A 26,621-nucleotide genomic window follows, 5' to 3' on the forward strand; every position below is an offset into this window, starting at 1 on the left:
GCGGGTTCGATCCTTGGCGTTGTCACCGAAGGACTGTACGTGCTCGCCGTAGATCCAAGATCATTGGTACACCGGAATCGGTCGCCAGCCTGGCCTGATACTCACGGAGCTTGGCCGTGTCGACGGTGCCGACCTGATGGCCGGAGGCCTCGAAACGTCCATTGCGACGCGACTCGGCCTCCACCGCGTTCACCGGTGGACGTTCGTACGCCAGACCACCGGGATGGATCACGTGATAGGTCGCGCCGCCCACCGACCGCCCGTTGTGGGTGTCGATGAGATCGAAGACCAGTGGGCTGTCGATGGTGATCGTCGGGTGGAGGGCACTCGGCGGCTGCCACGCCCGGAAGCGGATACCGGAGACGGTCTCCCCCGCCCGGCCGGTCGGCGTCAACGGAACCGGGACACCGTTACAGGTCAGGATGAAACGGTTCATGTCTCCGCCGAGAACCCGGAGCTGCACCCGCTCGATCGACGAATCGACGTATCGGGCGGTGCCGCCGAACGCGGACTCCTCGCCGAGGACGTTCCATGGTTCGATCGCGCCGCGTAGTTCGATTTCGACATCGCGGATGTGCACCGTACCCAGACGCGGGAAGCGGAACTCGGTGAACGGGGCCAGCCAGGCGGTGTCGAAATCGTAGCCGGCGTCGCGCAGATCTTCGGCAACGTTGGAGATATCGTCGATCACGTAGTGCGGCAACAGATGTCGGCCATGCAGATCAGCGCCGTGGCGTTGCAGCCGCGCCCGGTAGGGCTTGTCCCAGAACCACGAGACCAGGCTGCGGACGAGCAGCGACTGCACCATCGCCATCTGATGGTGCGGCGGCATCTCGAAGCCGCGGAGTTCGAGCAGACCGAGCCTGCCGCGGGTCGAGTCGGGGCTGTAGAGCTTGTCGATGCAGAACTCGGCCCGGTGGGTGTTGCCGGTGATGTCTGTCAGCAGGTGGCGCAGCGCCCGGTCGGCAACCCATGGCAGGTGATGGGACGTGTTACCTGCCGCAGTTTCGTCGCTGATGCGGTCGATTTCGGCAAAGGCGACCTCGAGTTCGTAGAGCGAACTCTCCCGCCCCTCGTCGACGCGGGGTGCCTGCGAGGTGGTGCCGATGAATCGTCCCGAGAACAGATATGACAGTGACGGATGCAGCTGCCAGTAGGTCAACATCGAGACCAGCAGATCTGGGCGGCGCAGCATCGGTGAATCGGCCGGGCGAATGCCACCGAGTGTGATGTGGTTGCCGCCGCCGGTGCCGCCGTGGCTGCCGTCGAGGTCGAACGACTCGGTCCCCAGACGGACCCGGCGAGCCTGGTCGTAGAGGGTTTCGAGGAGTTCGGACTGTTCGACGAACGACGCGGTCGGCTGGATGTTGACCTCGATGACACCGGGGTCGGGCGTGATCGTCAATGACGTCAGGCGCGGATCCGACGGTGGGCCGTACCCCTCGATGACCACCGGCTTGCCCACTTCGGCGGCACTGTCTTCGATCAGGCCGACCAGCTCGGCGAAGTCGTCGCCGGTCTGGGTGGGGGGAAGGAAGACATACAGGACACCGCCTCGCTCCTCGGCCACCAACGCGGTGACCGACCGGCCGGAGGGTTCGATGAGACCGGGCTGTTCCGAGGACGTTTGCGCCGCAGCGTTTGCTTCTGCTTCCGATTGCGCCGCCGCTGCTGCTTCTGCGGCCTTCTTCGCTTCGGCAGCAACGCGGGCCTTCTGCATCTCCGGGGTGATCCACAGCGGTTCACCGTCTCCGGGAACACCTGCCTCGGCCACGGACGTGCCCGGCCGGGCTCCGGGCAGCGGCTCCCCCGCCATTCCGGTCCGAGGCATCTGCGGTGCGGATGCGGCAGGTGGTATCGCGGAGGCAGGCGGTAGCGGCAGCTCATCCGACGCGGCGAGATCGGCAAGCGGGTCGATGTCGAATGCGGTGGGATCGGCCGGGAAGAACTGCATGTTCGGCTCCCAGAAGAGAGCGTCCAGCGGCAGTCGGAGACCGGCAGGCGAATTGCCAGGACTCAGGACCAGTCGGCCACGCCGGGTCCGCCACAATGCGCTCTGCCATCCGACACCGTTCGGGGCGCGGTTGATCGGCATCACATAGGCGGTCGGACTGCTGACCGACGAGTCCAGCTCGGCCAGAAGACGTTTACGAATCTCTGCCGAATCCTTGTCCGGCGTCAGATCGTCCTCGGTCGCCTCGGCGGCCTGTGCTTCGGGGTCCGGCGGTGCACCTGCCGGCAGCCGCACCAACTCGGCGAGACGCAGCAGCGGATCTTCGTAGGCGGGCATCACCTGCGAGTCCGGGAGGCGCAGACGTCGTGCCAGTGCCGAGATGAATGCCTTGGGCGCCTTGGCCGTTGCCGGATCGGTCGGCCCGAGTCCACCCGGTGCCTGCCAATCCATGGTGGCCTGCGCGGCGTCCTTCGTGGGCCACGGGTCGTCCAGCAGATCGGGGTTGTTCCAGAGCGCTTTTCCGTCCGCGCGCCAGATCAGGTCGATCTGCCACCGCGGCAAGGGTTCACCGGGATACCACTTGCCCTGTCCGCGCTGCACCAAACCGCTCGGCGCGTAGATCTTCTTGACGCGATCGGCCAGATCGGATGCGAGTGAACGCTTGTGGGGTCCGTCGGCGTCGGTCAGCCACTCGGGATCGACCTGATTGTCCAGGGAGACGAACGTCGGTTCACCGCCCATCGTGAGCCGGACGTCGGCCTCACGCATCCGCTCGTCGAGATCGGTGCCGAGATTGACGATCCGCTTCCACTGATCACCCGAATACGGCAGCGTGACCCGCGGATCTTCGTGGAAGCGGGAGACCTCGTTCGAGAAGTCCATCACCGCATGGCATTTGCCGGTGGCTCCGGTGATCGGTGCGGCCGCTCCCGGATGTGGGGTCGCGGCGAGCGGGATGTGGCCTTCGCCTGCGAACAGGCCCGAGGTGGGATCCATGCCCACCCAGCCCGCGCCGGGCAGGTAGACCTCCGTCCAGGCGTGCAGGTCGGTGAAGTCGGCGTCGGGGCCGGAGGGGCCGTCGATCGATTTGATGTCGGACGTCAACTGGACCAGGTAGCCGGAGACGAAACGGGCCGCCAGACCGAGACGGCGCAGAATCGCAACGAGCAACCACGCGGAGTCGCGACACGACCCGACCCCGCTGTCGAGGGTGAACTCCGGTGCCTGCACACCGGCCTCGAGCCGCACCGTGTACCGGACGTCGTCGCGGACTGCGGAATTCAGTTGGACGAGGTAGTCGATGACGCGCATCTTCCCCGACGCACGGTGGTCGTCAACCCACTTGGCCACCAACGGGTCCGTGCCCGTCTCGTCCACCGGTCGCAGATAGACCTCGAGATCGCGGCGGAGTTCTTCCGGGTACTCGAAGCCGACGTTCTCGGCCCATTCCTCGATGAAGAAGTCGAACGGGTTGATCGCGGTGAGGTCTGCAACCAGACCCACCGTGAAGCTCAGGACCGTTGTCGGTTCCGGAAACACCAAGCGCGCCAAGTAGTTGCTGAAGGCATCCTGTTGCCAGTTGATGAAGTGGTCGCCGGGCTCGACCTTCAGCGAGTACGCCTCGATCGGGGTCCGCGAATGTGGCGCCGGCCGAAGCCGCAGGACATGTGGATAGACCTTCGTCAACCTGTCGAAGTTGTACGTGGTCCGGTGCTCGAGTGCCACCTTGATGGTCAACTGGCGTTACCTCCATGCGTGCCAAAACGTCAGAACTGCAAGTTCATCACAATCTGCGCCCCACCGCCGGGCACAAGATCTACGCCACCTGCAGCCAGAGATCAGGCCCGAATACCTCGTATGCGATGTCGGCAGACGGCACACCCGCCTCGAGCAACTGCCCACGCATGCTCTGCATGAACGGCAGTGGGCCGCAGAGGTAGGCCTTGACGCCGTCCGGGAGCGCGATCGCCGACAGGTCGGTGTACCCGGCCCGACTGGTCTGGCTCTCAGGGCGGACGCCGAGGTCTTCGTACCAGTTGTGCATGATGGCGGCAGGCAGTTCGGCGACCAACTCCTCCAACTCGGTCCGATGTGCATGCACCGACAACGACCGGTCGGCATGTAGCACCCAAACCTGCCTCGGGTCACCGGTATCGACCATGTGTCGCAACATCCCGATCATCGGCGTACAGCCGATACCCGCCGAGACCAGCAGCACCGGGGTTGCCTCCGGATGCAATGTCAGATTGCCGAACGGCAGCGATACCACCAATGAATCGCCCTCGAAAAGGTTGGCATGCAGGTGGTTCGACACCTGACCGTCCTTTTTCACAGTGATGCGCCACTGCCCTCCCGATTTCGGGGTCGTGAGGCTGTATTGGCGGATCTGCCGCGCGCCGTCCGGGAGGTTCACCGCCACCGAGGTGTACTGGCCGGGGGCAAACCCGGGCAGCGTCGACCCGCCGTCGGACCTCAGCGTGATGGCAATGCAATCCGGCGATTCCTGCGTGCGCCGCACCACCGTTGCCGTCTGCCAGACCTGGCCGGGTTCCACGCCCGCTTGGTCGTACAACTGCCGTTCGATCGCTATCAGGCCGTGTGCCATCAGCCAGTAGACCTCGTCCCACGCCTTTGCCACCTCCGGTGTGACGGCTTCCCCGAGCACCTCGACGATCGCGGCGAACAGATAGTCGTGCACCACCTGATAGAGCTCTTCGGTGATCCCCAGGGACGCATGCTTGTTGGCGATCCTCGAGAGCACCGCCTCCGGACTGGGCGCATTCTCTGCCACCAGCAAGGTGGCGAAGGAGGCGATTGCACCGGCCAGCGCTCGTTGCTGATCCCCCTGGGCCTGATTGCCACGATTGAACAGGTCTCGCTCGAGTTCGGGGTGATCGGTGAACAGTGTCGAGTAGAACAGGGTCGTGATCTCTTCGATCGCACCGCCGACCGCGGGCAGCGTGGCGCGGATGATGGTTGCGGATTCAGGGCTCAGGGCCATCTCAGGCATGGGTCCTCCAGGACGCGAAGTGGTGATCAGGGTTCTGGTGGGGCATCTACTCGACGGCGAGCAGCGAGATTTCATTGTGAGCCACATCGCAAGCCCGTCGGTCACGCCACGGTTACGTCTGGCGAACCATCGGATCACCGACTCGCCGTGCCCACTGTGAGAAGCACCGATGGCCGACCGACAGTCATCTGATCTACGAATGCGAGATCAATTGTGCGCGGACAACTTAGGCTGACGTGCAGGCCCGCGGCACACCCTGCTGCAACGGGTCGGAGAGGCGAGAGACATGCGGATTCTGTTGGTCGGCGCGGGCGGAGTGGGCGACGCGATCGCCAGGATTGCCGCTCGGCGCGACTTCTATGAGTTGATCGTCGTCTCCGACTACGACGTGAGTCGAGCCGAGCGAACGGTGGCCTGGATCGCGGACAGACACGGCAGCAATGTTGCGGCCCGATTCACCGCCGCACAGATCGACGCCGGTGATGCCGCGGCGGTGGCCGAACTTGCTCGGGCGCATCGGGTCACACATGTGATGAATGCGGTTGAACCCAAGTTCGTGCCGACCATCTTCGACGGCGCCTTCGCAGCTTCGGCACATTACATCGACATGGCGATGAGCTTGAGCGCCCCGCATCCCGACGAGCCCTACTCGAAGACCGGCATCAAGTTGGGCGACTACCAGTTCGGGAAAGCAGCCGAGTGGGAAGCTGCCGGACTCCTGGCCCTCGTCGGGATGGGGGTGGAACCCGGTCTGTCCGACGTCTTCGCCAAATACGCCTGCGACCACCTCTTCGACACCGTCGATGAACTCGGTACCCGCGACGGCGCCAACCTCGTGGTCCGCGACGCCGACGGCACCGAGATCTTCGCACCCAGCTTCTCGATCTGGACCACCATCGAAGAGTGTCTGAACCCGCCGGTGATCTACGAAAAGGATCACCCCGAAGGCTGGTTCACGACACCCCCGTTCAGCGAGCCCGAGATCTTCGACTTCCCCGACGGCATCGGCCCGGTGGAGTGTGTTCACGTCGAGCACGAAGAAGTGTTGCTGATGCCACGATGGCTCGACGCCAAGCGGGTCACGTTCAAATACGGCCTGGGAGCCGAGTTCATCGGCATCCTGCAAACCCTGCACCTGTTGAAACTCGATGCCGTACAGCCGATCCGGGTTCGTTCGGCGAACGGTGCGGTGGAGGTCGCCCCTCGCGACGTCGTAGCAGCGGCACTCCCCGACCCGGCAACCCTCGGGCCACAGATGACCGGAAAGACCTGCGCCGGAATGTGGGTCACCGGAACCAAAGACGGCCAACCCAGGCAGGTGTACCTCTACCACGTTTCCGACAACGAGTGGACGATGGCGGAATACGGCTGCCAGTGCGTGGTCTGGCAGACCGCGCTGAACCCGGTGGTCGCCTTGGAGTTGCTGGCAACTGGGACATGGTCGGGTGCCGGGGTTCTGGGACCCGAGGCCTTGGACGCGGTGCCTTTCCTCGAGCTGATGAAGGCCGACAGTTCTGCGGGCGGCTACGACCAACCATCGGGTCTGCGTGAGGAGACACCGGGCCGCTAGCGACAATCCGCCGAGGCGCCGAACCGCGTTGCCCACGATTGTCAGACCTCTTCAGTAGGCTGAGTGGTTGCCACTGTTCTGTGGACCAATAGTCTTGCAGGACAACAGAAATACTTCGCTAGAACACTTGTGCGAACAGCTCGACGGGCGTAGTCTCGAATCATGAACTTCGGGGGGATGTTCGCCAGACTTTCAGATCTGGCAGGGGATGCGGCTTTGGTCACCGGTGATGATGCTGAAGTTTCATCGCGCACGGTGGCGGTACTTCGACTCAATCATGTTGTGGAACAGATACTTTTCCGGCTTGTCGGTGAACTCGACAAGCGTGGGGTCGCGCAGAAGTCCGGCGAACGATCCACCGCGAGACTGCTGCAAGAGGCGGGGATGGCTCCGGCGGTGGCCCATCGATATGTGCGGGTGGGTAAGGCGCTCGGCGACATTCCGTCGGTGGCGGCCTACGGGGTGGACGGAACGTTGTCCGGTGAGCATGTCGATGCGATCATCAAGGGTCTCAACCACATTGATCGGCGCAACCCGGATCTCTCCGGTGGTGATCGCGATGATTGTGTCCGCGGGTTGATGACCGAAGCGTTGGTGGCCACACCGGGGGCGGTGTCGGTGCGGGCACGACATATGGCTGTGGTGTTGTCGCCGCCGGACAAAGAAATCCCGGATGCGGAAAACCATGAGTTGAATGAGGTCTCATTCGGGACCGGCGATGACGGCCGCACCCACGGGGTGTTTGATCTGGACAACCTCGTCGGCGAGAAACTCACCGCGGCGTTGGCGCCACTATCCAGGCCGGTACCCGAGCCTGATGGATCACCCGATTCGCGCAGCAAACCCCAGATCCGCGCCGACGCCCTGGAGCGACTGCTGGATTCCTACCTCGGTCAGGAAGACCGACCCACCAGTGGCGGCGCCAAACCGCATGTGGTGATGACAGTTTCACCGGAGTATCTACAGCCGCTGCAGATGCGCGGGCTCGCCGGCGTCAAGCCGCCGACGTTGGCACCGGCATTCGAGTGGACCGGACCGGCATCAGCATCGACGGCGCAGATGGTGGCGTGTGATTCAGTGATCACCAAAATCTTGGTCGACAGTAACTCGGTGCCCTTGGATGTCGGCCGGGACCAGCGCACTGTCACCCCGGCAATCCGCAAAGCCCTGATCGCCCGGGACCGCGGCTGCGCGTTCCCTGGCTGCCAGTGCCCGGCCGGATACACCGACGCCCACCACATCGACTTCTGGCGCAACGGTGGCGTGACCAGTCTGACCAACATGGTGCTGCTCTGCCGACGACATCACCGCTACATCCACCACCGGGGCTGGGAAGTGTTCATTGGTCGCGATGGTCATCCCTGGTTTGTATCGCCGGATGATGCCGGCAAGACGCCGATGCGGTCCCAAGCCCGCCGCACCCTGACTTCGAACCTCGCCGCCGCGTAGAGAAGGCGAGCCCGGAAACCGCAAGACCCTCAGCTGACAGAGAACCTCTGCGCAGTACGACCATTGACAACTACACAGTGTGAACCGCACAAAAGACAGATCGCCGGCGGCTCGAGGCCGCCGGCGATCTGTCAGTCCAGGTTTCTTGCGGGAGCTATTGCTTCTCGGCAGCCACTTGCTTGTCGGCAGCCGCACCCGGAGCCTGTTGCTGCTTCGGAGCCGCGGGCTTGGCGTCGATGCCTGACTCCTTGCGCTGCTGCGGGGTGATCGGCGCAGGCGCGTCGGTCAGCGGGTCGATGCCGCCGCCCGACTTCGGGAACGCGATCACGTCGCGGATCGACGGCTGCCCGGCCAGCAGTGCCGTGATGCGATCCCAGCCGAAGGCGATTCCGCCGTGCGGCGGCGCGCCGTAAGCAAACGCGTCGAGCAGGAAGCCGAACTTCTCCTGCGCTTCGTCGTGCGAGATACCCATGATCTTGAAGACGAGTTCCTGGATCTCACGCTTGTGGATACGGATCGAACCGCCGCCGATTTCATTGCCGTTGCAGACGATGTCGTAGGCGTACGCCAACGCGGCGCCCGGATCGGACTCGAGCACATCCAGCGATTCCGGCTTGGGTGAGGTGAAGGCGTGGTGCACAGCGGTCCACGCACCCGAACCCACGGCCACGTCACCGCTCGCGGTGGCTTCATCGGCAGGCTCGAACAGCGGCGCGTCGACAACCCAGGTGAAGGCCCAGTCGCCGTCCTTGATCAGTCCGAGCTTCTGGGCGATCTCGCCGCGGGCCGAACCGAGCAACGCACGCTGAGCCTTGGCCGGACCCGCCGCGAAGAAGACACAGTCGCCGGGGTTGGCACCGACATGGGCGACGAGGCCGTCACGCTCGGCCTCCGACAGGTTCTTGGCAACCGGCCCACCGAGCGTGCCGTCTTCCTGCACCAGCACGTAGGCCAGTCCCTTGGCGCCGCGCTGCTTCGCCCATTCCTGCCACGCATCGAGCTGACGCCGGGGCTGGCTTGCACCCCCGGGCATGACGACCGCACCCACGTACGGCGCCTGGAACACCCGGAACGGGGTGTCCTTGAAATAGTCGGTGCACTCGACGAGCTCGATGTCGAAGCGCAGATCGGGCTTGTCACTGCCGAACCGGCGCATCGCATCGGCGTAGGTGATCCGCGGGATCGGGGTCTGCACGTCGTAGCCGATCAGCTTCCACAGCGCGACCAGGATCTGCTCGCCGAGGGCGATGATGTCGTCCTGCTCGACGAAGCTCATCTCGATGTCGAGCTGGGTGAACTCGGGCTGGCGGTCGGCGCGGAAGTCCTCGTCGCGGTAGCAGCGGGCGATCTGGAAGTAACGCTCCATACCGGCCACCATCAGCAGCTGCTTGAACAGCTGCGGGCTCTGCGGCAGTGCGTAGAAAGTACCCGGCTGCAAGCGTGCGGGGACCAGGAAGTCGCGCGCACCCTCCGGGGTCGAACGGGTCAGCGTCGGGGTCTCGATCTCGACGAAGTCCTGCTCCAGCAGCACACTACGGGCGGCCTGGTTGACCTTCGACCGCAATCGCAGTGCCGAACCGGGACCTTCGCGACGAAGGTCGAGGTAGCGGTACTTCAGCCGCGCCTCTTCGCCTGGGTTCTCGTCCAGCTGGAACGGCAACGGTGCCGACTCGTTGAGAACAACCAGCTCGGTGGCGTTGATCTCGATCTCGCCGGATTTCAGGTTGGGGTTCTCGCTACCGGCCGGCCGCTGTTCGACGACGCCGGTCACCTGGACGCAGTACTCGGCACGCAGCCGGTGAGCGGGCGTGGCCACAGCCTCGTCCCGGAACACAACCTGTGCGAGGCCGGAGCTGTCCCGCAGGTCGATGAAGATCACGCCGCCGTGGTCGCGTCGGCGCGCCACCCAGCCGGTCAACGTCACGGTCTGCCCGGCGTTCGCGGCTCGCAGTGATCCGGCAAATTGGGTGCGCAGCACAATAGTCCTCTCGAAGCTGACGATTTTGTATCGTGCAACATCCTACGGCTGTCTCGATCGGCCGAGGACGGCACTGCTCATGCAATGCTGACCGCATGACATTTCGAGGCAATGGCCCCTTGGATACCGGCAACGTTTCGGGCGGCGGCGGAGGCCGCGGCAAGTTCGCCATCGGCGGCGGAGCGGGCCTGATCATCGTGATCGCGGCCGCGCTGTTCGGATTCGATCCGGGCATTCTGGGCCTGGGCAGTGACGGATCGACCTCGACGTACTCGTCGCAGGACCAGTCCGCCATCAACGAGGAGATCAAGAGCTGCACCATCGAAAAGGCGAACACCGACACGGTATGCCGGATCGTGGCCACCACCAACAGCCTCGATGCGGTGTGGTCGGAGCTCATGCCCGGTTATGAACCACCGCAGACAGTGATCTTCGAGGGCAGCGTCGACACCGCCTGCGGACCGGCGACCTCGGATGTCGGCCCGTTCTATTGCCCCGGCGACCAGACCGCGTACTTCGATCCGTCGTTCTTCGATGTCCTGAGCGATCAGCTCGGTGGCGGAGACGGGCCACTGGCCCAGGAATACGTCGTCGCCCACGAGTACGGCCACCACGTCGAATACCTGACCGGTGCCCTGCAGGAAGGTCAGCGGATGGGTGCGGCCGGACCGAATTCGGGTTCGGTACGGATCGAACTTCAGGCCGACTGCCTGGCCGGCGTGTGGGCGTATCACGCCGACAAGGGCTCCGATGCGATGCTCGAACCGCTGACGCAGCAACAGATCAACGACGTCATCAAGACCGCCAAGGCGATCGGCGACGACGCGATCCAAGGTGACGCCTCCAACCCGGAAGGCTGGACCCACGGCTCATCAGACCAGCGGGTCCGCTGGTTCAACGTGGGCTACAGTGCGGGTGACCCGAACTCCTGCAACACTTTCGATGCGGCAAGCCTGTGACCCGCTCCAGCGCGATCGATCGGGTCGCCGACAACCACCTCGAACGCTCCTGTGCGCTCAACCCCATCGAGGCGACCCACCTCGGGGTGGCCGGCTTCGACGATCAACTACCCGACTTCTCTCCGGAAGGTGAGGCCGATCGGGTCTCCGAACGCCGCGCCGCGCTGAATTCGCTCGCGGCCGCGAACATTACCGACGACGTCGACCGCGTCACGGTTGCCACGATGTCCGACCAGTTACGCCGTGCACTCGCGGTCGACGAAGCGGGCCTGCGGATCGGCGAGGTCAATGTCATCGAATCCCCGCTGCAGGGTGTCCGCGACGTCTTCGATCTGATGTCGACGACGACCGCAGCCGAGCAGGACCTGTTCCTCGCGAGGTTGTCGCAGATACCGTCCTGCGTCGAATCGATCATCGCCGGGATGCGCCATCGCGTGCAGACCGGTCCCCCGTTGGTGAGCAGGCAGGTGAGTCTGTGCGCCACGCAGGCCGACGCCGCAACCGGGTCGATCTTCAGCAACGCCACCGCCATCGAAACCACCGACCAGGTCGATCTGCTCGACGATCTGCGCGGCCAGGTGGGAGCTGCGATGACCGAGCTCGCAGCGGTCCTGCGCGACGAGGTCCTGCCCCGGACCATCGACACCGATGCCGTCGGCCGCGACCGCTACCGGCTCCACTCGGCCGAGTTCGTCGGCGCGGACATCGACGTCGACGACGCCTACGCCTGGGGCCTGGATTTGCTCGAATCGATTGTGGCCGAACAGGAGACGTTGGCCCAGCAGATCGCGCCCGGCGCCGGAGTGACCGGTGCGCTGGCGGCACTGAACGACGATCCCCGCTACCAGATGACCGATCGCGATGCGTTTGTCGCCTGGATGCAGGATCTGTCCGACCGTGCGACCGACGAGGTCGGCCGCCTGCACTTCGACATCCCGCCCCAACTGACCGCACTGGAATGCCGGCTGGCCCCGTCGGCGACCGGGATCATCTACTACACGATGCCCAGCGAAGACCTGAGCCGTCCGGGACGCATGTGGTGGTCGGTGCCGCCGGACCAGCAGGTCTTCCACACGTGGCAGGAAACGACCACCGTCTTCCACGAAGGTGTCCCCGGCCACCACCTGCAACTGGGATCGGCCATGGTGAGCCCGGAGCTGAACCGCTGGCGCAAGCTGGCGTCGTTCACCTCCGGCCATGGCGAGGGGTGGGCGCTGTACGCCGAGCGGCTGATGGGCGAACTGGGTTGGCTCGATGATCCGGGCGATCGGATGGGCATGCTCGACTCGCAGCGACTACGCGCGGCCCGTGTGGTCGTCGACATCGGCGTGCACTGCGGCCTGACCGCACCCGCCTCGGTGGGCGGTGGCACCTGGGATGCCGACAAGGCCTGGCAGTTCCTGAGCTCCGCGGTTGCGATGGACAAGACAGTGCTGCGGTTCGAGCTCAACCGTTACCTCGGCTGGCCCGGCCAGGCCCCGTCATACGCGCTGGGACAACGGGTCTGGCAACAGGCCCGCGACAACTACATCCGAACCAACCCGGCGGCATCCCTCAAGGACTTCCATCGCAAGGCGCTGGCGCTGGGCGGTGTCAGTCTCGATGTGCTGCAGGCAGAACTGAGCTGACCTCCCCCTGCAAACGAGCCGGATATACGAAGACGAGCCACATATTTGTGGCTCGTCTTCGTACAAGTGGCTCGGCTGTCGAATCGCCGGCTAGCCGGGCGGGTTCTCGGCTGTGGGGAACTCCGGCGTATGCGCCGAACTCCCCCACGTCCGGCCCGTATGCGGAGCAGGTGCCGGGTCACCGTCGACGGTGAAGGTGCAGGCGGCGACAGTGGTCGCCATCAATACCCCGACCACCACTGCTGCCCACCGACGCCGCGCCCCCACGGCCCCTACCCCGCAGCCAGTGCCGAATTGATGTGCGCCACCACGGCATCGAGCGCGACACGCTGTTGCTCACCGTTAGACAGGTCTTTGAGTTCGATCTGGCCGTCGGCGAGTTCGTTGTCGCCGAGCACCAGCGCAAAACGTGCTCCCGAGCGATCGGCCGCCTTCATCGCACCCTTGAGACCACGGCCACCGTAGGCGATGTCGGCGCGGATGCCCGCGGCCCGCAGTCGCCCGGTGATCGCGACCAGCTCGTCTTTGGCGGCTTCACCCATCGGGACGCCGAACACCTCGCAGCGCGCATCACTGACAGCGGCAATACCCTCGGCCTCCAGCGCGAGCACGGTGCGGTCGACACCCAGGCCGTAACCGATACCCGAGAGCTCCTGCTTGCCACCGAGCTGCTTCATCAGACCGTCGTAACGGCCACCGCCACCGATGCCGGACTGCGCACCGAGTCCGTCGTGCACGAACTCGAAGGTGGTCTTGGTGTAGTAGTCGAGGCCACGAACCAGTCGCGGGTTCTTCTCGTACGGAACTCCCAGTCGGTCGAGGTGACCGATCACCGCGTCGTAGTGCTCACGCGCCGAGTCCGACAGATAGTCGATCATCAGCGGTGCCGACGCCGTGGCCTCACGAATGTGCGGACGCTTGTCGTCGAGTACGCGCAGCGGATTGATCTCCGCGCGACGACGGGTCTCTTCGTCCAGGTCGAGCCCGAAGAGGAACTGCTGCAGCACTTCCCGGTACTGCGGCCGACAGGTGTCGTCGCCGAGCGAGGTGATCTCGAGGCGAAAACCGGTCAGGCCCAGACGGCGGAAACCCTCATCGGCGATGGCGATGACCTCGGCGTCGAGTGCCGGATCATCGATACCGATCGCCTCGACACCCACCTGTTGCAACTGGCGGTAACGACCGGTCTGCGGCTTCTCATACCGGAAGAACGGTCCGGCATACGACAGTTTGACCGGCAGTTGCCCGCGATCGAGGCCGTGCTGGATCACCGCACGCATCACACCGGCTGTGCCCTCGGGGCGCAGTGTCACCGAGCGGTCGCCGCGGTCGGCAAACGTGTACATCTCCTTGGAGACGACGTCGGTCGACTCTCCGACACCGCGAGCGAACAGCGCGGTGTCCTCGAAGATCGGGAGTTCGATGTGTGAATACCCGGCAAGTCGCGCTGCACGCGTCAGGGTGTCGCGTACCGCCACGAACTGCGCCGACTGCGGTGGCACATAGTCCGGTACACCTCGTGGAGCCTGAAATCCGGCATTCACAGCCCGTGACGTCCCTTCTTGGGTTGATCGGCCGAGCCCGAGGCGGTCAGGTCGGCGAGAAATGGATTGGTGGCGCGTTCGCGGCCGATGTTGGTCTGCTCGCCGTGGCCCGGCAGGACCACGGTGTTGTCATCCAGTGGCAGCAGGCGGTCGGCGATCGAATCGAGGAGCTGCTGATGATTACCGCCGGGCAGGTCGGTCCGCCCGATCGAACCGGCGAACAGCACATCACCGGAAAAGCACACCGGCACAGTGCCTTCGGGCACCACGACGTCGATACCAAACAGCACCGAACCCTGGGTGTGGCCGGGCGCGAGGTCAACGCTGAAGGTGAGTCCACCGACGTCGATCGGTTCGCGGTCGGTCAGTTCGATGACTTTCTCCGGCTCACGGAACACCGTGTCGCCGATGATCTGCGACATCGCCCGCCCTATCCCGACACCCGGATCGGCCAGCATCGGCCGGTCGGCGGGATGGATGTAGGCCGGGATCGTGAACTCGTCGCAGAGCTCTGCGGCATTCCAGGTGTGATCGAGGTGACCGTGGGTCAGCAGGACCGCCACCGGGTTCAGCCGATGTTCGGAAAGTATCTCCCGGACACCGGGGGCCGCGTCCTGACCTGGGTCGATGATGATCGCATCGCTGTCGGGTCCGCTCGCCACCACGTAGCAATTGGTGGCGAACATACCGGCGGGGAAACCCGTGATCAGCATGGTCTGTTCTCCTGGGTCGTAAGGACGTGTTCCACCATCATCCCAGCACCACTGAATCCTGTGTGCCACGGCCATCCATTGTGGTCGGGCTCCGCTAGGCTGCGTCTCCAAATTCTGGTCGAGCTCCGCTAGCCTTCGTCTCCAAATTCTGGTCGAGCTCCGCTACGCTGCGTCTCCCGGTCACATCTCGCCCGGCGCGCCGGGGCAGTGCCCATATAACGTGCTCTCAGCAAGTGCTGGCAGACTCGCATCGGTGTCCCGCACCCGGGGCGCGGTCAGACGTACGACTTTGACGGAGGTTCTCTGCAGTGTCGAGCAGCAACAACGAGCAACGCCGGCAAGCGGCTAAACGCAAGCTGGAGAAGCGGTTGGAGCGGCAGCAGCAGGCCGCCCGTAAACGGAAGATGATCATCATCGGCAGCTCGGTTGCCCTGGTTGTGATCGTCGCCGCAGTGTCGACGACCCTCATCGTCAAGAAGGTGTCCGACGACAACGAGAAGGCACGGTGGACGGCCTGCGCGTTCACCCCGAATGATGCCGACCCGCTGGCGTCGCTACCGCCGATCGAGGAAGTCCCGGCCGAGCAGCAGGCGGAATACCTGAAGTACAAGGACGAGCTCACCGCGGGGATGGCCAATAAGCGGACCACCCCGATTCCCGGTGACAAGCAACTCAAGAGCGGCGTCGTCGACGCGTTGTTCACCACCAACCAGGGTGAACTGCCCATGACGCTCGATCGTGAAGACGCGCCCTGCAACGTCGGAGCCTTCGAGACGATGATCGAGGCCGGCTACTACAACGACACCAGTTGCCACCGACTGACCACCGAAGGCATCAAGGTGCTGCAGTGCGGCGATCCGACGGCCACCGGAGCCGGCGGCCCCGGTTGGCAGAGCCCGGACGAACCGCCCACAGACCTCACCCCTGTCGGCGAGATGAACGCCCAGACCGGCACGCAGGCGGTCATTTATCCGCGCGGCACCATCGCGGTCGCCAACAGTGGTCAGGAGAACACCGGCGCCAGCCAGTTCTTCATGGTGATCGAGGACAGCGAACTCGCGCCGAGCTATTCGGTCATCGGCACCGTCGACCCGGCCGGACTCGAAGTACTCGACAAGGTCATCGCGGCCGGTGTCGAACCCACTCCGGAAGGTCCTGCCACCGACGGCAAGCCGGTGCTGCCGGTGGAGATCCTCACCGCAACGATCACGAACTGAGCCGCCGTCACCAACTGAGCCACAAAAAACCCGGCCACCCCATTTGGGAGCGGCCGGGTTTTTTGTTCGGTTGATTCTGTACGGCAGAAGCCTGGGCGACACCAGGATCTAGGCGGCTGAGGTCACCCGGTAGACGTCGTAGACACCTTCGACGTTCCGTACGACATTGAGTACGTGCCCAAGATGTTTGGGGTCACCCATCTCGAACGTGAACTTGCTGATGGCCACCCGATCGCGGCTGGTGGTCACCGAGGCGGACAGGATGTTCACCCGTTCGTCCGCGAGGACCCGCGTCACGTCCGACAACAGCCGCGACCGGTCGAGCGCCTCGACCTGGATCGCGACCAGGAACACCGACGACGGTGACGGCGCCCATTTGACGTCGATGATCCGTTCGGCCTGTTCGCGCAGCGACCCCGCGTTGGTGCAATCGGTGCGGTGCACGCTGACACCGCCACCGCGGGTGACGAAGCCCATGATCTCGTCACCCGGGACCGGGGTGCAGCATTTGGCCAACTTGGCCAGAACACCATCGGCGCCGGGAACCACCACACCGGCGTCACCGGTCTGACGGACCGGCGACGGCATGGTCGAGGGCGTCGACCGCTCGGCCAGTGCCTCTTGCGCGTCTTCGAGTCCACCGAGCTGGGCAACCAGCCGGCTGACCACATGTCGTGCCGACACATGGCCCTCACCGACGGCCGCGTACAGCGCCGAGACATCGGCAAAGCGCAATTCGCTTGCGATCGCACTCATCGAGTCACTGTTGAGGAGGCGCTGGATCGGAAGCCCGCCGCGCCGAACCTCTTTGACGATCGCGTCCTTGCCGGACTCGAGTGCCTCTTCGCGCCGCTCCTTGGCAAACCACTGCCGGATCTTGGCGGTCGCCCGTGGGCTGACCACAAAAGTCTGCCAGTCCCGCGACGGACCGGCCGTTGCGGCCTTGGAGGTGAAAACCTCTACCACTTCACCGTTTTCGAGCTTGCGTTCGAGCGCGACAAGCCGTCCGTTGACCCGTGCGCCGATGCAGCGGTGGCCGACCTCGGTGTGCACCGCATACGCGAAGTCGACCGGCGTCGAGCCCATCGGAAGGGTGATCACGTCACCCTTGGGGGTGAAGACGAAGATCTCCTTGACCGCCAGGTCGTACCGCAGCGATTCAAGGAACTCGCCGGGATCGGCCGCCTCCCTTTGCCAATCGAGCAGCTGGCGCATCCAGGCCATGTCGTCGATCTCGGCGGAGTCGGAGCCGTGCTTGCCTTTGGTCTCCTTGTACCGCCAGTGCGCCGCGATGCCGAACTCTGCGGTCCGGTGCATGTCACGGGTCCGGATCTGGACTTCCAGCGGCTTGCCCTCGGGACCGATCACCGTGGTGTGCAGCGACTGGTAGACGCCGTACCGGGGCTGGGCGATGTAGTCCTTGAAACGGCCCGCCATCGGCTGCCAGAGCGAATGCACAACGCCCACAGCGGCATAACAGTCACGGAGGTCGTCACAGAGGATGCGCATGCCGACCAGGTCGTGGATGTCGTCGAACTCGCGCCCCTTGACGATCATCTTCTGATAGATCGACCAGTAGTGCTTGGGCCTGCCCTCGACCGTTGCCGTGATACGCGAACCCTCGAGCGACTTGATGATGTCGGCTCGCACGCGCGCCAGATACGTGTCGCGGGACGGCGCCCGGTCGGCGACGAGCCGGACGATCTCCTCGTATCGCTTGGGGTGCAGGATCGCAAAGGCCAGGTCCTCGAGCTCCCACTTGACCGTTGCCATACCCAGGCGATGTGCCAGCGGGGCGATGACCTCGAGGGTCTCGCGCGCTTTCCGGGCCTGCTTCTCGGGCGGCAGGAAGCGCATCGTCCGCATGTTGTGCAGCCGGTCGGCCACCTTGATCACCAGTACCCGCGGATCACGGGCCATCGCGATGATCATCTTGCGGATGGTCTCGGCCTCCGCGGCATTGCCCAGTGCGACCTTGTCGAGTTTGGTCACACCATCGACGAGATGCGCGACCTCTTGGCCGAAGTCGTCGGAGAGCTCCTCGAGGGAATAGCCGGTGTCCTCGACGGTGTCGTGCAGCAACGCCGCGACCAAGGTGGTGGTGTCCATCCCGAGGTCGGCGAGAATCGTCGCCACCGCGAGCGGGTGGGTGATGTACGGATCACCGGATTTACGGAACTGACCGCTGTGACGCGCCTCTGCGGTGTCGTAGGCCCGCTGCAGCACATGAACGTCGGCTTTGGGGTATACATCGCGATGGAGGGCGACCAGGGGCTCCAGAACGGGCCTGATGGAACTCTTTGTCGCGGTCATCCGTCGGGCCAGGCGGGCGCGCACCCGCCGTGAGGCAGACGTCGATACCGCGGCACCGCCGCTCTTCGTTTCGGACTCTTGCTCACCGGTGGTCACCGATGTAGCCCTGGGAGCCTCGTCAGCCATCTGTCACCTCCGTTTGTCGAATCCAGCCTAGTCGCCTCGGCGCGAACCCAGTCGCCTCAGCCCGGTGCCAGCGCCGAGAGCGCGACCCCGGTGCAGGCCAGGTTGACGGCCTCACGGCCGCCGAGTCCTTCGAGTTCCATCACCACTGCGATCGACACCGGGATCGCACCGGCCTGCTGCAGCAGTTTCACCGCTGCGATGACCGTTCCACCGGTGGCCAGGACGTCGTCGATCACGAGCACGCGGCGCCCGGTCAGATCCAGCCCATCGGCCGGGATCTCCAGGCTCGCCGAGCCGTATTCGAGTGAATAGCTCTCGGTGAGCACAGGCGGCGGCAGTTTGCCTGCCTTGCGCATCGCCAGCACGCCGGTACCGAGGTGAAGTGCAACACCTGATCCCAACAAAAATCCGCGGGCATCGATTCCCGCCACCAGGTCGACGCCGTCGGCGGCGCCTGCGGCCAGCCCGGCGATCACCGCACGCAATCCATCCCGATCAGCCAGGACCGGAGACAGATCCTTGAACTGGATTCCCGGAGACGGGAAGTCGGCCACCCTGCGGGTCAGTCGCTCGATCGCCGCGAGAGCGTCGTGGCCGATCGGGGTCTTGCTGTCCATCTGGTATTTCCTCAATCTTGTTCGTTCAGCTGTCGGTCAACAGCCAACGGTCGATGTTCCAGCCCGAACCCGGTCTGGCCATACCCATCACCACATTGTTCACCTTGTCCCCCGCGAGCCGAGTACGCGCCTCCGCAAACAGAGGCAGAACGGGCATGTCGCGCCAGAGCAATGTCTCGATCTCCCGCAGCAGCGGAAGCCGCCCGGCAGGTGGAACGGTCACCGCGAGCTGATCGATCAGGGCGGAGACCCGACTGTTGTCGTAACCCCCGACGTTGATCGGTTCGCCGCGCACGAACGCGTAGCTGTCGCGGGTCGGGTCGGCGGCCCCGGTGGCCGCGAATCCGTTGCCAGATGCGGTGATCAGCACATCGACGTCGCGCCCGAGGCTTCCCGGACCGATGTCCGGACCCGCCGTATCGATGACGGACACATCGGCACGACCACAGCTCGCGGCGATGGCGGCGACCATCTGGGCCCGCCGGCTGTCGGGTGCGACATAACCGATCCGGACGACCAGCGGCGGCATCCCGGCGCGCGCGGCAGCCAATTGTGCGCGGGCCCGTTCGGGATCTGCTTGTAGGTATTGGCCGCCGAACTGTGCGTTCACCGAGTCGGACAACAGATCGTCCGGACCGAGTAAGTGGTTGTTCACCACCGATGTTCCGCGGCCGAACTCGCGGGCCATGCTGTCTCGTGGGATGCAGGCGGCAAATGCGCGGCGGACGGCGGCATCGGCGAAGACGCCTTCACCGGAGAAAACGAGACGTTCGACACCCAGCGACGAGACGGGCGCCCGCACGCCCTGCGGGATCGGTTCGGCTTCGCGGTGTTCGCGCGGCGTGGGATCGACTCCGTATGTCCCCGCCGCGATGTCGAGAACGTCGATGGAACCGGCATCCCCGGTGGCGATCTTCTCGGTCATCTCCGTCTGCCGTGGCCAGACGGTCAGCCGTGGTGCCGCAGGCGGATCACCCCACCATCGGGTGTTCGCCACCAGGACCAACCCGTCCTCGCGCGTGTACTCCTCGACACGTAGAGGTCCCAGCGCCGGATACCTGTCAGTCGAGCGCTCGCCGGGCACCAACTCCCACGCCGTGTTCCACACCCGCGCGAGCTCGGCCCTGGCCTGTGGGTCGGAACCGGTGATGACGTCGACAACGGACGATATGCCCATCTGCTGGGTGATCACCTGCGGCGGCAGCAGCGTGCCTGCGCCGAAGAGCGCCTTCCAATCCTTGTATGCGCGACCGTGTTTGAACGTGACCATCGCGGTCCGCGCCCCGGGTCGGCAATCGATGCCCTCGATGTCGCGGTACCCGGCAGTGCTGGCCACGTCGAAACCGCCGACCGTACCGCTGTGCGCCGCCCAGGCCAACATCATCGCGTCACACGTGAGCGGCACCCCGTCGCTGTACACGGCCTTGGGGTTGATCTGGTACCGGACGACCAGCCCCCCGCGATTGCTGTCGGTGACAACGGAGGTGCCGATGTCGGTGTCCGCGAGGGCGCCACCGTCAGGCCCCAGGTAGCTGAAACCAGGAAGGACCCGCGACAGCGCCATCAAAGAGCCCTCGGTGGACCCAACCAGCGAACTCGGGTTATAGGTGGTCACCGCGCCGTCGATGACGTAGTTGACGGTCTCCGCGGGCGCATCGGAGCAGGCGCTGACCGACCCCATTACACACATCCCGGCGATTGCCGTCGCCAGGAGCCCGCGGATTCTCATCAACCGTGAGGTTAGTGCTTGCGCCTGCGCTTACCCGACGGACGCGCCCCGGGTTCCGGAGTACTTCCCGGACGGGCCGCACGCTTGGTTGTCTGCGCGGTCTTGGTCAGCGTCGTCTTGGACCCTGTGGTCGAGGATTCAGTGGCGGCGGACCCGGCATCGCCGGAGACGCTCACGCGTTCTTCACGCTCGGCACGGCGCGCGAGCACCTTGCGGGTGTGTGCCCCGATGTCTTTGCGGCGCTCCTTCAGCGTGACCAGCAGCGGTGTGGCGAAGAAGAGCGACGAGTACGTCCCGGTGATCACACCGACCATCTGGACCAGGGCCAGATCCTTCAGGGTTCCGACCCCGAGGAGCCAGACCGCGATGATCATCAGCGCCAGCACCGGCAACACCGAGATGACCGTGGTGTTGATGGACCGCATGAATGTCTGGTTCACCGCGAGGTTGGCCTGCTCGGCGTACGTGCGGCGCGCCGTGTGCGTCACCCCTCGGACGTTCTCCTCGACCTTGTCGAAGACCACCACCGTGTCGTACAGCGAGAAACCCAGAATCGCGAGGAAGCCGATCACGGTCGCCGGGGTCACCTCGAATCCGACCAGTGAATAGATCCCGGCGGTGGTGATGATGTCGAAGATCAGGGCGGCCATCGCCGCCAATGCCATCTCCCGGTCGAACCGGATGGCGATGTACACCGTCACGATGACCAGGAACACGATCAGGGCGATGATCGCCTTCTCGGTGATCTCACCACCCCAGGTGGAGCTGACCTCGGACGAGCTCACGTCGTTCGGCGCCAGTCCGAAAGCGTCTGCCAGCGCCGTGTTGACCTTGACCACTTCTTGCGCGTTCAAGGTCTCGGTGCGGATTTGCACCGTCTTGCTCGAACCCGAACCGGCGGTCTGCACCGACTCCGGGGCACTGCCCATGGCCTGGGTGTAGACGTCCTCGACGTCTCCGGTGCTGATCTCACTCGACATCGGGAGCGAGATCTGGGTGCCACCCTCGAAGTCGATACCGAGCGTGAAACCCCGGATACCGATACTGGCCAGTGAGATGACCACCAGCGCCAGCGTGATGAGATACCACATCTTGCGCCTACCGACGATCTGGAAAGCGCCGGTACCGGTGTAGAGCCGTGAAAACGCCGAACGATTGGTGGCCGCGACAAAGTTCGCGTCACTCGTGGGTGCCAGGCGATCGACCTCAGCCATTGCGCACTCCTCCTGAGGTCGATGTCGGACGATCCGCCGCGGCAGCGTTGCGGCGCTCGCGCGCCACATCGGTGACGGCGCCCAGTCCGTTGACAGAGGGCTTGGACAGGAACTTCGAACGTGATGCGTAGACCACCAGCGGGTACGTCACCATGAACACCACCGCGACATCGAGGATGGTCGTGAGGCCGAGCGTGAACGCGAATCCTCGGACGTCACCGATCGCCAGGAAGTACAGCACCGCGGCCGAGATCAGGGAGACCGCGTTACCGGACCAGATGGTCCGCTTCGCGCGCGCCCAGCCGCGAGGCACGGCGGACCGGAAACTTCGGCCCTCGCGCATCTCGTCCTTTATTCGCTCGAAGTAGACGACAAACGAGTCGGCGGTCATACCGATACCGATGACCAGACCGGCAATACCTGCGAGGTCGAGCGAGAAGCCGATGTATCGGCCGAGCAGGACCATGATCCCGTAGACCATGATCCCCGACATCACGAGCGAGACAACGGTCAGGATTCCGAGCATGCGGTAGTACAGCAATGCGTAGATGAAGACGGCGAGGAGTCCGACCAGACCCGCGATCAGACCTGCCTTGAGCGAGGACCAGCCCAGTGTTGCCGACACCGTCTCCGCATCAGAGGCCTCGAACGACAACGGCAACGATCCGTATTTGAGGACGTTGGCGAGGTCTTTTGCCTCGGTCTGGGTGAAGTCACCACTGACCTCGGTGGTGCCACTGATGGCACCGTTGATCTGGGGAGCGCTCACGACCTTGGAGTCGAGCGTGAACGCCGTCGCCTTGCCGATGTTCTGGGCCGTGTAGCTCGCCCATCGATCGCTGGCGCCACCCTTGTAGTCCAGGCGCACGATCCAGGCACCGGCCCCCTGGGTGGTGCCTGCCTCGGCCTTGTCGATGTCGCTGCCCTTGAGGATCTGCGGTTCCAGCAGATAGACCTGCGAACCGTCCTCTGAACAGGTCACCAGGTACTGATCGGGATCGTCGTTGCCCTGCAACGGATCCGGCACCGAAGGATCACAGTTCATCTTCGACATGTACTCGGTCAAGGCGGTGGTGTCGGCATCGGCCGGAGCCTGCCGCAACCGCTTCGCCTCGGCGATCGCCTCTTCCGGCGTCTGGTCCTCGGGGGTGGTTGCCGCCGGCTGAGGTGTCGCCGCCTGAACGGTGGCGACGGGCCGGACGTACAGCAGGGCGGTCTGCCCGAGGGTGCGCGCCTGCTGACCGTCGTCGCCGGGCACCGTGATGACCAGGTTGTCACCGGTGATGACCACCTCGGACCCGGAGACACCGAGCCCGTTGACGCGCTGCTCGATGATCTGCTTTGCCTTGTCGAGCTGATCTTTGCTCGGCGCGGCGCCATCAGGGGTACGAGCGGTCAGTGTGACCCGGGTACCGCCCTGTAGGTCGATACCCAGCTTGGGTGTCGGATCTTGGTTGCCGGTGAAGAACACCAACCCGTACACCACGATCATCAATAAGAAAAAGACGATCAAAGACCGTATAGGCGGTGCCTCACGGTTCGACGACGATGCCACGCTGCCTACGTCTCCTCGGTTGTTCTAGATACCCCATGCACACCGCAGGGGCGCCCGCCACGGTACGTGCCGCGACCACAGTTGTGTCGCGACACCTCCTTGGAGGCGCCCCGGTATGGGCTTCGTACTTACGCTTTGTCTTGGTCTTCGTGCGGCTTCTCCAGGCTGACATTCTTGTCGCCGTTGTCGGAGCTGCCCAGGTCTTCGTCGTCATCGTGGATGCCGTTGTATTCGATCTCGGCATCGTTGCTGCCGACCAATCCGACACCCGGGTAGCTGTCGGCGAGGTCATCGGAGTGGACGACCTCGCGAATGGCGAGGCGGTTCCACCGAGAGACGAAGCCGTCGGCGATCTCGAGATCAACAGCTCCCTCGGCCAGTCCGGTCACGGTGCCGTAGACACCGGACGTGGTCTGGACGCGGACGCCGACCTGCAGGGATTCCTGCATGGTCTTGGCTTCTGCCACTGCCTTCTTCTGGCGGCGGACAGACAGGAACATCATGCCGACCAAGAAGACCAGCAGTAGGGGGAATAGCAATTCCATGAGGTGTGTTCAGTCCTTGGTTGTAATTCGCGGTCGCGAGAAGTGCTCGCAATCACTGACCAGTGTGCCATCTTCGCCGCACCATGCCAGATCCGGCTTGGAACAGCCCCTTGTCAGATCCCCTTCTCGTCGGATGGATCGAACAGCGAAACCACCTCGGGACCGTCGTCCCGCGCCCGCACACCGAAGCCCGCACTGAGTGCACCCGCCGGCGGATTCAGCCCGAGGTGATGCCACGCAGCTGCGGTCGCGACCCGGCCGCGAGGGGTCCGGGCGATCATCCCGGCGCGCACCAGGAACGGTTCACACACCTCTTCGACGGTGGCGGGTTCTTCTCCAACTGCCACCGCAAGGGTTGACACACCCACCGGCCCGCCGCCAAAACCCCTGATCAGGGCTGCGAGCACAGCACGGTCGAGACGATCGAATCCGAGTTCGTCGACGTCGTAGACGGCCAGTGCAGCACGTGCCACGGCCAGATCGACCACGCCATCGGCCCGCACCTCCGCGTAGTCCCGGACGCGCCGCAGCAGGCGGTTGGCGATCCGGGGCGTGCCCCGGGACCGGGAAGCGATCTCGGCACCGGCGTCGGGCCGCATGGTGATCCCGAGAATTCCCGCCGCCCGGTTCAGAACCCGCTCGAGTTCACCGGTGTCGTAGAACTCCATGTGCGCGGTGAAGCCGAACCGGTCACGCAACGGTCCGGTGAGGGCACCTGACCGCGTGGTTGCGCCGACCAACGTGAACGGTGCGACATCGAGCGGGATCGATGTGGCACCGGGTCCCTTGCCGACGATCACGTCGACACGGAAGTCCTCCATCGCGAGGTACAGCATCTCCTCTGCGGGCCGGGCGATCCGGTGGATCTCGTCGATGAAGAGCACATCACCCTCGACGAGGTTGGAGAGCATCGCGGCGAGATCGCCTGCCCGTTCGAGCGCCGGACCCGACGTCACGCGCAGCGCCGCACCCATCTCGGAGGCGATGATCATCGCGAGCGAGGTCTTGCCGAGTCCGGGTGGACCGGAGAGCAGAATGTGATCCGGTGTCCCGCCGCGTCCGCGGGCGGCTTGCAGCACGAGTTCGAGCTGTTCACAGACCCGTGGCTGCCCGATGAAATCGCCAAGGCTCCGTGGCCGCAGACTGTTGTCGAGATCGCCGTCACCCGTGATGCGACCGGCATTGACGGTCCGACTGGACGACTCATCGGACCCGGCCCCGAAATCGTCGCCACCGAAATCGCCGTCTCCGAAATCGCCGTCTCCGAAGTTGTCGTCCCCGAAGTTGTCGTCCCCGGCGCCGATCATGACGACCCACCCATCACTTGGTCTTACCCAGTGACGCCAGCGCGGCTCGCAGCACGGTTGCCGAATCGGCATCCGGCCGGTCGGCGAGGACCGCGATGACGGCCTTCTCTGCCTGCGGGGCGGCGAATCCGAGTCCGACGAGGGCTTCGGACACCTGGTCGCGAATGGTGAAACTCGACATCGAGGAATCACCTGTGGAGGCGGCATGTGGCCGCTCGACCTTGTCGCGCAGTTCGACGACGAGACGCTCGGCGACCCGCTTGCCGATGCCGGGCACGGTGATCAATGCCTTGGTGTCGCCGCCCGCCAATGCTTGTCGCAAGGCATCGGGCTCGAGGACCGCGAGGGTGGCCATCGCCAACCGCGGACCGACCCCGGTCACCGTCTGCAACAGGGTGAACAGCGATCTGGCGTCGGGTTCGGTGAAGCCGTACAAGGTCATCGAGTCTTCGCGGACGATCATCGTCGTCAACAGAAGGGCCTCGACGCCACGGCGTACCGATCCGGCGGTACTGGGGGTGACCAGGACCTGATACCCGACGCCGCCGCAATCGATGACCACATGGTCGAGTGCCACGTCCACCACCGGACCACGAACCGAAGCGATCATCGCGCCGCCGCCTTCTTCGCCTGGGCGACTCGCTCGCGATACGCCTTTTGTTGGGCCAATGCCTTTGCCTGGGCCGCCTCCATGCGCTCGGCGATCGGTCCGCGCCAGCAATGACAGATCGCCAACGCCAGCGCGTCGGCGGCATCGGCCGGTTTGGGAGCCTGCTGCATGCCCAGGATGCGGGTGACCATGGCGGTCACCTGCGCCTTGTCGGCACGGCCGCTGCCGGTGACAGCGGCCTTCACCTCACTCGGCGTGTGAAATCGCACGGGGACACCCCGTTTGGCCGCGGCCAGCGCGATCACTCCCCCGGCCTGGGCGGTACCCATGGCGGTGCTGACCTGATGCTGCGCGAAGACCCGCTCGATCGCCACCACGTCCGGGCTGTGGACATCGAGCCAGTGCTCGGCGGCCGTGTGGATGGCGAGCAACCGGTTCTCCAGCGGCATGTCCGGGGGCGTGCGGATCACGTCGACGTCAAGTGCCGTCACAGCGCGACCGGAGCCGGATTGAACCAGCGCAATCCCGCACCGGGTCAACCCTGGGTCCACACCCATCACACGCATGCATCTCCACCTTCGAC

20 protein-coding genes are annotated in these 26,621 nt (G+C 64.8%); 5 read left to right on the forward strand and 15 right to left on the reverse strand.

Translation table 11 applies throughout. The annotated features are described in order from the left end of the window. Positions 1-22: 22 nt before the first annotated feature. On the reverse strand, positions 23-3,691 hold the full coding sequence (locus AC1D75_RS17470) for a transglutaminase family protein (RefSeq protein WP_495516576.1): 3,669 nt from the start codon (positions 3,689-3,691) through the stop codon (positions 23-25). A gap of 79 nt (positions 3,692-3,770) precedes the next feature. Then, positions 3,771-4,955 carry a globin domain-containing protein gene (locus AC1D75_RS17475; protein ID WP_495516920.1) on the reverse strand — a complete coding sequence of 395 codons (1,185 nt, stop codon included), beginning with the start codon at positions 4,953-4,955 and terminating at the stop codon, positions 3,771-3,773. 295 nt (positions 4,956-5,250) lie between these two features. Here AC1D75_RS17475 and AC1D75_RS17480 point away from each other — a divergent pair, with 295 nt between their 5' ends. Both AC1D75_RS17480 and AC1D75_RS17485 read left to right on the forward strand, forming a co-directional pair. Continuing rightward, positions 5,251-6,534, forward strand: coding sequence for a saccharopine dehydrogenase family protein (locus AC1D75_RS17480; protein ID WP_495516577.1), 1,284 nt, complete (start codon positions 5,251-5,253; stop codon positions 6,532-6,534). Between the two features lie 162 nt (positions 6,535-6,696). Beyond that, positions 6,697-7,983, forward strand: a complete 1,287-nt coding sequence (locus AC1D75_RS17485) for an HNH endonuclease signature motif containing protein (protein WP_495516578.1) — start codon at positions 6,697-6,699, stop codon at positions 7,981-7,983. Positions 7,984-8,137: 154 nt separating this feature from the next. Here AC1D75_RS17485 and aspS read toward each other — a convergent pair whose 3' ends face one another. Then, positions 8,138-9,961 carry an aspartate--tRNA ligase gene (aspS, locus tag AC1D75_RS17490; protein WP_495516579.1) on the reverse strand — a complete coding sequence of 608 codons (1,824 nt, stop codon included), beginning with the start codon at positions 9,959-9,961 and terminating at the stop codon, positions 8,138-8,140. A gap of 95 nt (positions 9,962-10,056) precedes the next feature. On the opposite strand from aspS, the gene ypfJ reads away from it, so the two are divergent. Together ypfJ and AC1D75_RS17500 are read left to right on the forward strand one after the other, a co-directional pair. After that, the gene (ypfJ, locus tag AC1D75_RS17495) at positions 10,057-10,920 is read left to right on the forward strand and encodes a KPN_02809 family neutral zinc metallopeptidase (RefSeq protein ID WP_495516580.1); all 864 of its coding nucleotides are present in this window, start codon (positions 10,057-10,059) and stop codon (positions 10,918-10,920) included. Beyond that, positions 10,917-12,548 carry a DUF885 domain-containing protein gene (locus AC1D75_RS17500; RefSeq protein ID WP_495516581.1) on the forward strand — a complete coding sequence of 544 codons (1,632 nt, stop codon included), beginning with the start codon at positions 10,917-10,919 and terminating at the stop codon, positions 12,546-12,548. The genes ypfJ and AC1D75_RS17500 overlap by 4 nt, the downstream gene beginning before the upstream one ends. A 90-nt stretch (positions 12,549-12,638) precedes the next feature. Here the strand turns inward: AC1D75_RS17500 and AC1D75_RS17505 are convergent, their stop codons facing one another. Genes AC1D75_RS17505 through AC1D75_RS17515 form a run of 3 tightly spaced genes read right to left on the reverse strand, consistent with a single transcriptional unit; the run spans position 12,639 to position 14,805 of the window. Then, positions 12,639-12,815, reverse strand: coding sequence for a hypothetical protein (locus AC1D75_RS17505; protein ID WP_495516582.1), 177 nt, complete (start codon positions 12,813-12,815; stop codon positions 12,639-12,641). A 5-nt stretch (positions 12,816-12,820) separates the two neighbouring features. Further along, complete coding sequence (gene hisS / locus AC1D75_RS17510; RefSeq protein WP_495516583.1) at positions 12,821-14,092, reverse strand: histidine--tRNA ligase; 1,272 nt, start codon at positions 14,090-14,092, stop codon at positions 12,821-12,823. Then, complete coding sequence (locus AC1D75_RS17515) at positions 14,089-14,805, reverse strand: MBL fold metallo-hydrolase (RefSeq protein ID WP_495516584.1); 717 nt, start codon at positions 14,803-14,805, stop codon at positions 14,089-14,091. Before AC1D75_RS17515 ends, hisS begins: the two co-directional genes overlap by 4 nt. A gap of 308 nt (positions 14,806-15,113) precedes the next feature. On the opposite strand from AC1D75_RS17515, the gene AC1D75_RS17520 reads away from it, so the two are divergent. Continuing rightward, positions 15,114-16,022 (forward strand): peptidylprolyl isomerase, encoded by a 909-nt coding sequence (locus AC1D75_RS17520; RefSeq protein WP_495516585.1) that lies wholly within the window; start codon positions 15,114-15,116, stop codon positions 16,020-16,022. A gap of 108 nt (positions 16,023-16,130) precedes the next feature. Here AC1D75_RS17520 and AC1D75_RS17525 read toward each other — a convergent pair whose 3' ends face one another. The 9 genes from AC1D75_RS17525 to ruvC form a co-directional block, all read right to left on the reverse strand. Beyond that, the gene (locus AC1D75_RS17525; protein ID WP_495516586.1) at positions 16,131-18,461 is read right to left on the reverse strand and encodes a RelA/SpoT family protein; all 2,331 of its coding nucleotides are present in this window, start codon (positions 18,459-18,461) and stop codon (positions 16,131-16,133) included. 56 nt (positions 18,462-18,517) lie between these two features. Then, positions 18,518-19,078 carry an adenine phosphoribosyltransferase gene (locus tag AC1D75_RS17530; RefSeq protein ID WP_495516587.1) on the reverse strand — a complete coding sequence of 187 codons (561 nt, stop codon included), beginning with the start codon at positions 19,076-19,078 and terminating at the stop codon, positions 18,518-18,520. Between the two features lie 25 nt (positions 19,079-19,103). Further along, positions 19,104-20,807 carry an ABC transporter substrate-binding protein gene (locus AC1D75_RS17535; RefSeq protein WP_495516588.1) on the reverse strand — a complete coding sequence of 568 codons (1,704 nt, stop codon included), beginning with the start codon at positions 20,805-20,807 and terminating at the stop codon, positions 19,104-19,106. Positions 20,808-20,818: 11 nt separating this feature from the next. After that, on the reverse strand, positions 20,819-22,021 hold the full coding sequence (secF, locus tag AC1D75_RS17540) for a protein translocase subunit SecF (protein ID WP_495516589.1): 1,203 nt from the start codon (positions 22,019-22,021) through the stop codon (positions 20,819-20,821). Next, entirely contained in the window at positions 22,014-23,576 is a 1,563-nt protein-coding gene (secD, locus tag AC1D75_RS17545) for a protein translocase subunit SecD (RefSeq protein ID WP_495516590.1), read from the reverse strand. Before secD ends, secF begins: the two co-directional genes overlap by 8 nt. Positions 23,577-23,704: 128 nt before the next feature. Beyond that, positions 23,705-24,121: a preprotein translocase subunit YajC gene (yajC, locus tag AC1D75_RS17550; RefSeq protein ID WP_495516591.1), complete on the reverse strand. Its 417-nt coding sequence runs from the start codon at positions 24,119-24,121 to the stop codon at positions 23,705-23,707. A 113-nt stretch (positions 24,122-24,234) separates the two neighbouring features. Next, complete coding sequence (gene ruvB, locus AC1D75_RS17555; RefSeq protein WP_495516592.1) at positions 24,235-25,428, reverse strand: Holliday junction branch migration DNA helicase RuvB; 1,194 nt, start codon at positions 25,426-25,428, stop codon at positions 24,235-24,237. Positions 25,429-25,441: 13 nt separating this feature from the next. Beyond that, complete coding sequence (gene ruvA, locus AC1D75_RS17560) at positions 25,442-26,038, reverse strand: Holliday junction branch migration protein RuvA (protein WP_495516593.1); 597 nt, start codon at positions 26,036-26,038, stop codon at positions 25,442-25,444. Continuing rightward, positions 26,035-26,604: a crossover junction endodeoxyribonuclease RuvC gene (gene ruvC / locus AC1D75_RS17565; RefSeq protein WP_482139297.1), complete on the reverse strand. Its 570-nt coding sequence runs from the start codon at positions 26,602-26,604 to the stop codon at positions 26,035-26,037. The genes ruvA and ruvC overlap by 4 nt, the downstream gene beginning before the upstream one ends. Positions 26,605-26,621: the final 17 nt, after the last annotated feature.

The sequence above is a fragment of the Williamsia sp. Y712 genome (assembly GCF_059445525.1).